Source organism: Deltaproteobacteria bacterium (genome assembly GCA_029860075.1).
In the GTDB taxonomy this organism is placed as follows: domain Bacteria; phylum Desulfobacterota; class JADFVX01; order JADFVX01; family JADFVX01; genus JAOUBX01.
The window spans coordinates 20,940-27,997 of the sequence record JAOUBX010000064.1; the positions used below are offsets into that span (position 1 = coordinate 20,940).

General features: G+C 47.4%; 7 protein-coding genes. 6 read left to right on the plus strand and 1 reads right to left on the minus strand.

From position 1 onward, the window contains the following. The first annotated feature begins 7 nt into the window (after positions 1-7). From OEV42_16390 to OEV42_16400, 3 genes are read left to right on the plus strand one after another with little or no spacing between them, the layout of a single operon-like run. Positions 8-526 (plus strand): cysteine hydrolase, encoded by a 519-nt coding sequence (locus OEV42_16390; protein ID MDH3975853.1) that lies wholly within the window; start codon positions 8-10, stop codon positions 524-526. A gap of 6 nt (positions 527-532) precedes the next feature. Continuing rightward, a complete protein-coding gene (locus OEV42_16395) occupies positions 533-1,711 on the plus strand; it encodes a nicotinate phosphoribosyltransferase (protein MDH3975854.1) in 1,179 nt (392 codons plus the stop codon). Beyond that, positions 1,708-1,884, plus strand: coding sequence for a hypothetical protein (locus OEV42_16400; GenBank protein MDH3975855.1), 177 nt, complete (start codon positions 1,708-1,710; stop codon positions 1,882-1,884). The genes OEV42_16395 and OEV42_16400 overlap by 4 nt, the downstream gene beginning before the upstream one ends. A 9-nt stretch (positions 1,885-1,893) precedes the next feature. On the opposite strand, the gene OEV42_16405 is transcribed toward OEV42_16400, so the two are convergent. Further along, on the minus strand, positions 1,894-2,910 hold the full coding sequence (locus tag OEV42_16405; GenBank protein MDH3975856.1) for a potassium channel protein: 1,017 nt from the start codon (positions 2,908-2,910) through the stop codon (positions 1,894-1,896). Between the two features lie 168 nt (positions 2,911-3,078). Between OEV42_16405 and OEV42_16410 the strand changes: the two genes are divergently transcribed. The 3 genes from OEV42_16410 to OEV42_16420 form a co-directional block, all read left to right on the plus strand. Further along, positions 3,079-4,236, plus strand: a complete 1,158-nt coding sequence (locus OEV42_16410; protein MDH3975857.1) for an iron-containing alcohol dehydrogenase — start codon at positions 3,079-3,081, stop codon at positions 4,234-4,236. 419 nt (positions 4,237-4,655) lie between these two features. Continuing rightward, a complete protein-coding gene (locus OEV42_16415) occupies positions 4,656-6,116 on the plus strand; it encodes a hypothetical protein (protein MDH3975858.1) in 1,461 nt (486 codons plus the stop codon). A 381-nt stretch (positions 6,117-6,497) separates the two neighbouring features. Then, the coding region (locus tag OEV42_16420; GenBank protein MDH3975859.1) for a hypothetical protein at positions 6,498-7,058 on the plus strand (561 nt) is incomplete at its 3' end.

Here is a 7,058-nt window from a genome sequence, read left to right on the forward strand (position 1 = left end):
TCCTGCTATGTCTGGAAAAGCCCTTTTAATTATTGACATGCTCAATGATTTCGTTCTCGAAGGCGCCCCCCTTGAAGTCCCCTCAACAAGAGAAATTATTCCTGCCGTCAAAAGAGAGATTGAAGCGGCAAGGGCCGAAGGAGCGCCTGTTATCTACGTGTGTGATGCGCATGCGCCTGATGACAGGGAATTTTCGATATGGCCCCGTCACAGTGTCAGGGGCACAGAGGGCGCTCAGGTGGTTCATGCATTAAAGCCGGACAGAGACGATATTATAGTTGAAAAAACGACCTATTCCGCCTTTTACAAGACAGACCTTGAAAAGGTGCTGAATAAGCTGGCTGTAAAAGAACTCATCATTACGGGGTGTGTAACGAATATATGCATCATGTACGCTGCCTCTGATGCCGTACTCCGGGGTTATGCAGTGACCGTGCCGAGGGACTGCTCGGCCTGGCTTGATGTGGAAGACCACGATTTTGCCTTCCGGCAAATGAAAAATGTCCTCAAAGTAAATGTCAGATAAAGATTAATGAATAAAAGAGAATTCAATACGGCCGGCTTCGACGATATTAAGAGCGGAAAAGTTACCGATGTTTATTTTGAAAGAACCCTTGAAATCCTCAAGGCCAAAGGGATCAACAAGCGGGTCAAAATGGAATTCAGGGCTAAAAAACTCCCCCGTGACTGGGAGTGGGGCATTCTGGCAGGCATTGATGAATGTGCCCGCCTTCTGGAGGGAGAGAATCTCTCCGTAAGAGCGCTCCCCGAAGGGAGTCTTTTCAGGGCCTTTGATCCCGTTATGGAAATGGAAGGGCAGTATAACGATTTCGGACTTTTTGAAACGGCCCTGCTGGGGCTCATCTGCCAGGCATCGGGCATTGCCACCATGGCGGCAAGGTGTAAAAAAACGGCAGGAGAGCGGCAGGTCATTTCTTTTGGCGCCAGGCGTATGCACCCTGCCATTTCTCCCATGATAGAGCGGAGCGCATTTATCGGAGGCTGTGACGGTGTGGCTGTCGTTAAAAGCGCCCAATGCCTGGGAGAAGAGCCGGTGGGAACTATGCCCCATGCCTTAATATTGATTATGGGAGATTCTGTAACTGCCACAAAGGCTTTTCATGAAGTTATCGATCCCGCCATAAAGCGCGTTGCCCTTGTTGATACCATTGGCGATGAAAAATTTGAAGCCCTTGGCTGTGCAGAGGCGCTTGGAGAAGATCTTTTTGCCGTCAGGCTCGATACGCCGGGATCAAGAAAGGGGAATTTCAGGCAGATTTTTGAAGAAGTCAGGTGGGAGCTTAACCTGAACGGCTATGAGCATGTCAAACTCTTTGCCAGCGGTGGTATCGATGAATACACGATTGCCGAGCTAAATCCCGTTGTTGACGCCTATGGTGTGGGCACGTCCATAAGCGCGGCGCCGGTCATCGATTTTTCACTGGATATTATGGAAATAGAGGGTGTTCCCTTTGCGAAGCGGGGTAAAATGTCAGGTTCGAAAAGTTTGCTAAGATGCAGTTCCTGTGAGAACAGCCTCGTTGTTCCTTATCCTGCGGATAAGGTGATTTGTAATTGTGGCGGAATTATGACGGACCGGCTATGCCCGCTTATCAGGAAGGGTGTTGCCGTCTGCCCTAAAGAAGAGCCCCGAAGGATCAGGGAAAGAGTGTTAAAAGAGGTTGCAAAACTGGAAAAGGAGGTCCCATGACAGAGACGGAAGAAGAATTTGAAGAAAAAGAGAGAGAAATTATAGAAAAGGCTGAAATACAGATAGATGAAGATTACGAAAGGAAAGACCTCAAGGAACGGCGAGGGTTTAACAAGGAGCATTTCTATGGGGGGAGCAAAAAGAAAAAACATACGATTCCGAAAAAGGGCTGATTGCTTGCCCTAGAGAGGGGCGCCTTTCGCCAGTTCCTCCAGTTTTTTCATCTTTCCTGACTCTCCGAGGGCAATGAGGATATCCCCGGTCTTTATCACCGTTTTCCCTGTGGGATTAAAGAGCATATTACCTTCTCGTTTTATGGCCACAATGATAATGCCGAGATCCTTGCCTATGCCGGCCTCGATAATGGATGTCCGGGGGAGCCTGGATTTTTTCGCAATGGGAACCTCTTCCATCTGGAGTTCGATGTTCCCGCTTGTTGTTGCCACTTCAAGGAAGTCTACGATGGAAGGTTTTATAATGCTGTGGGCCATTCTCAACCCTCCTATATGGTAGGGTGATACGACCCTGTCAGCGCCTGCCCTCAAGAGTTTCTGTTCAGCATCGTCTTCGTTAGCCCTGGCGACGATTTGAAGCTTTTCATTGAGTCCCCTTGCGCTGAGCACAACGTAAAGGTTGTGGGCATCGGTAGAGAGGACGGAAACAAGCCCGCGGGCCCGCTCTATACCGGCAAGGCGCAGGTTCTCGTCGCGTGTGGCGTCTCCCCTGATGAAGGGAATATCATCATCGGCATTGATTACCATATCTTCGCTTTCTATGACGACAAAGGGAATATGGCCCGATCTCAGTTCCCTGCATACGATCCGGCCCATTCTGCCGTAACCGCATACGATGTAGTGATTGTTGTTCTCCTTGATCCTTTTTTCCATTTTTCTCCTCCCCAGTACTTGCTGAATTTCTCCTTCCAGAATAAAGCGAATGCCGTAATTTGCCGTATAAGCCACGACCCCCAGGCCGGTAAAGACGAGGAATATAGTAAATAATCTCCCTGCCGTGGAAAGGCTGTGCGTTTCCTGGTAACCTACCGTTGATAAGGTAATAACCGTCATATAGAAGGCGTCGAAAAGCTCCCACCCTTCGATAAGCGTATATCCTGCCGTCCCCGTCGATATGGTAAGGACAAGTAAGGCGACGGAAAAAATAACCCTGCTCCTGATCTGATCTTCTTCTCTCTTTGGCAATAAAAACTCCCGCAGCTTACATTATTTAACCGGAACTATAAAGAATTGACTCGTCTTAATCAAATGGTTTAAGTGTTCATGTCATTTTTACCCGGCCCATATGCCGCTTTTCTTGCATTTACAGGGGAGCTTAAGTATATTTTTGTAAAAAAAATTGAAGGAGTGGCAATGGATAACTTTACCTATCATAATCCCGTAAAAATCGTTTTCGGCAAAGGCAGTATCAGCGAATTAAAGAGTCTCATCAAGAGAGACCATAAGGTAATGATTACCTATGGCGGTGGCTCCATAAAAAAGAATGGCGTCTATGATCAGGTAATGGAAACCTTAAAGGGTCGTGAGCTTGTCGAATTTGGCGGCATAGAGCCTAATCCCGAGTTTGAAACACTCATGAAAGGCGTTGAAGCGGCTAAAAAAGAAAAAATTGATTTTCTCCTTGCTGTCGGCGGCGGTTCCGTGCTGGATGGCGCCAAGTTTATGGCGGCCGCCATTTTTTACAAAAGAAAGGATCCATGGGAGATAGTTTCGCGGGGCTTTCCCCTTACGGCAGCCGTTCCTGTCGGCGCCGTCATGACGCTCCCTGCTACCGGTTCGGAGATGAATGGTTATGCCGTTATATCGAGAAGGGCAAGGGGAGAAAAACGGGCTTTCGGCAGCCCCCTCTCTTATCCCCGCTTTTCCATTCTCGACCCGGAAACCACCTTTTCACTGCCTGACAGGCAGGTAAGCAACGGCATTGTCGATACATTCGTTCATACGACGGAGCAGTACCTGACTGTAAGAGAAGGCAGCCCCCTTCAGGACAGACAGGCGGAGGCTATATTGAAGACGCTAATCGAGGAAGCGCCAAAGGTCAGAAAAAGCCCTCATGATTACTCAGTGCGGGCCAACCTCATGTGGTGCGCCACACAGGCGCTAAACGGCCTCATCGGCTGCGGTGTGCCCCAGGACTGGGCAACTCATATGATAGGGCACGAATTGACGGCCATGCATGGTCTCGATCATGGACAGGCGCTGGCCATTGTTTTGCCTGCCCTGCTGAAGTATGAGAAGGCGAATAAACTTGAGAAACTGGTTCAGTTCGGGGAGCGTATATGGAATATAAGTGAAGGCTCTTCTGAAGAAAAAGCGGATAAAGCCATTGATAAAACAGTCGCTTTTTTTCATTCTCTTGGTGTGAAAACGACGCTCAAGGATTACAATATCGGTCCTGACGGTTTTGAAAAAACAGGGAGTACTTTCGATGAGCGAAATATGGCCCTTGGGGAAAAAGGGAATATTAAAAGCAAAGAAGTGGTGGACATATTAAAACTCTGCCTGGGATAAGAGATAGCCCGCTTATAGAAAAGAAAAAGATTTATCCGCCAAGGGTCATAAATAACTGCGAAAGAGAAATTAAGAGATTATCTGGACGGAGATTATACAAATTTCACGGATAAAGATTGATAGATATTTCGACTGTTTGCCGCGGCAAAAAATCCCGCGACGAAACTAATGAATCCGTAATTTGTAAGGGGCAACAATTCTTTCCCGCCTATGATCTGATTAAAATTATTTACAGGCAATGTTGTATCATGTATAAAAGAAAAACAAAAAAACGGGGGAGGCCGAAATGGGGAAAAAATTAAGGAATGAAAAAGTCCGGACCGGCAGCGGTTTCGGGCTTTTTTTATGGGAATTGGAGTGAGTGAATTCCGGGGGTTGTCCCTCTCGATTTAAACGATTAACCAATAAAGGAGAATAATATGAAAATAGTACAGTTATTATGTTTGGGAATGTGTATTTTTTTATTTGCCTGTGAGGCGCACAAAAAAGGCCTGGTCCAGAAGGATAGTAAAGCTCGTTCTTACCGCATGTATTATGACGGTGCTTCAGCGAATGATAATAGTGAATTACAGGTAAGGAAATTCAGGGGCCAGCTCCGCATGGCATCGCTGGAAAATATTTTTGGAGACTTCAAAAAATTGCCTGAAGACAAAAATAAAAACCGTGTCGGCGGCTGGAAGGTCCAAGACGATCTCTTGTGGAGTCTGGTTGCAAGTCCTTCTCTAAAAGCCCTTAACGTAATGACCATAGGTGTGGATGGAACTTTTAGCTCGGCAATCGACCTTGACGGCGATTCTATGGCGGATATTGTAGATATTCGTTTAGGAGACGGCAGTCGCTTCTCCTTTGTTACCGAGTTTCCCGGCAGAGAGTTTTTTGAATTATGGCTTACAGGCCGCAATCCTTTATGCTCCGACAGAACGATAGCAGGAATATCTTTATCTGCCTTTGGCTGTGATGAAGGTGATTCGGGTTCATCAGGAGGAGGGTCGGCGGACCTTTCCGGCGGAGCGGCCATCTATGACCCCTTCGATCATATCTGTGATGGCTATAGCAGAGGTGGAACAGGGTTACGGCCGCCGGTAATGGCCCATGGAGGTCATGGGTATGGCCGTATGCGGCCCTGGAGCTGGAGAACCGGCAACCATGATAATGGACAGTTGCGCTATACAGAAGGTATGGCAATTTATGAAGATGCCGAGGGAAATCATGTTGCGACTATTAAAGAGCTTACTTTTTATAACGAGGAAGGCGATGTGGTTCGCGTCATACATGAGCGGGTCGAACATGACGGACAAGGTACTCGTACTATCACTGATCACGGCGCAGACGGCACGACCAAGACTCATAGTGAGCGTTTTGAAACGGAGGTCGAAGACGACGGCACCTATGGCGGCGAACCTACTGACCATGAACATGCGCCCCCAAGTGAGAGGGATTCGTCTTCCTCCACCCCTCCCGCTGATGTGAATTCCGGCGGCAGCACAACAAACCCCGGACCGGGTGACCCCAATGATCCGACGGGAACAATGGCAGAGTGGTGCGCCAATCGAGGCGATTTTGTCAGTGGCGTTGAGCAGGCTTCCGACAGGGACCCCACTTCGTTTCATATCGATTGTGATGATCTGGTTACCAGAACGAGCACAAATCCGGGTGATTGCACGATTATTGATTGGGCGGGCCCCGAAGATTTTACAGGCGCAACAGATGCGCCTTCCGCCGCAACAGGCTGCGGTCCCTTTGAACAGCCCGGACCGGATGGAACCTGTGGCCCGGCATCAGGAATTCAGAGGTTAAGGGGAAGCGCCGCCTGGGTTGGATCGATTGATTTGCAAACAGTAGAAATATGTAATCCATTAGTTTGCAATCCGAACTTTTAAAAAAAAGGGGCTGGCTTGCCTCGGCAGCGTGGGCATGTTTTTTTGCCCACGCTGAATTAATTTCCTCCCTCCCCTTTTGATCGGGTTAAATTTATTTACAAACAAACTTTTGTTATGTGTGGAAAGTATATTAGTTTGATTTTTATCAAAAAAAGCAAAAAAAGCCGAGTAATTTATTTTTCAATAAGTTATTGTTTAGATACATTGAACAAAAAAAATCATCCGCAAAGAAGGAATTAAAGAATAAAAGATTTAACCACAAAGGTCACGAAGAAACACGAAGAAGAAATTAAGAGATTAAAGGTTTTAAGAATTTAAACTTAGTGTTCCTTCGTGTACTTGGTGGTTAAAAAGATTTTCAATAAAAAGGAGAAGAGAAATATGTCATCCTTACTACTGTCACTTCGCAAGTCCGGGCTCATTGCCGCAATCTTCTCATTTTTTCTCACCTTTCACTGTTCGCCTATTTTGGCTGCATCCAATGCAGGCCTTGAAGCCGACCTCCAGGAAAGCCTGCGAACGATTCAGAAATTAACGGACAAAGCCCTTGCAAAGATTCAATCAGGAAGTGACGCAGCGGTGGAAATCAGGGAGATCAAGGGCTATTCAGATATTCTCATTGCGTCGGACTTACTTTTAAAAGAGCGTTTTGCAAAAGGGGCTGAAAAGGCGAATGCCCTTGGCGTTAAAGCGGGAGCAAGGCACAATGCCGTCCTGGATAAATACCGCCGCAGTATGGGTGAAGTCATTCGCCTTGTAAAGAGCTTGTCCGATGCGGGCAGTATGTCCGCTTCGGGCAATGATCAGCAAGGCACGCTGACGCAGTTAAAAGCCCTTTTGAAACAATTGCTGCCCAAAAAGCGCCGCCCCATTCACGGTGCGCTTCCCTACCGCCATCTTAACCTTCCCGCCCTTTTGCCCGTAAGCAATATTAATGTTACT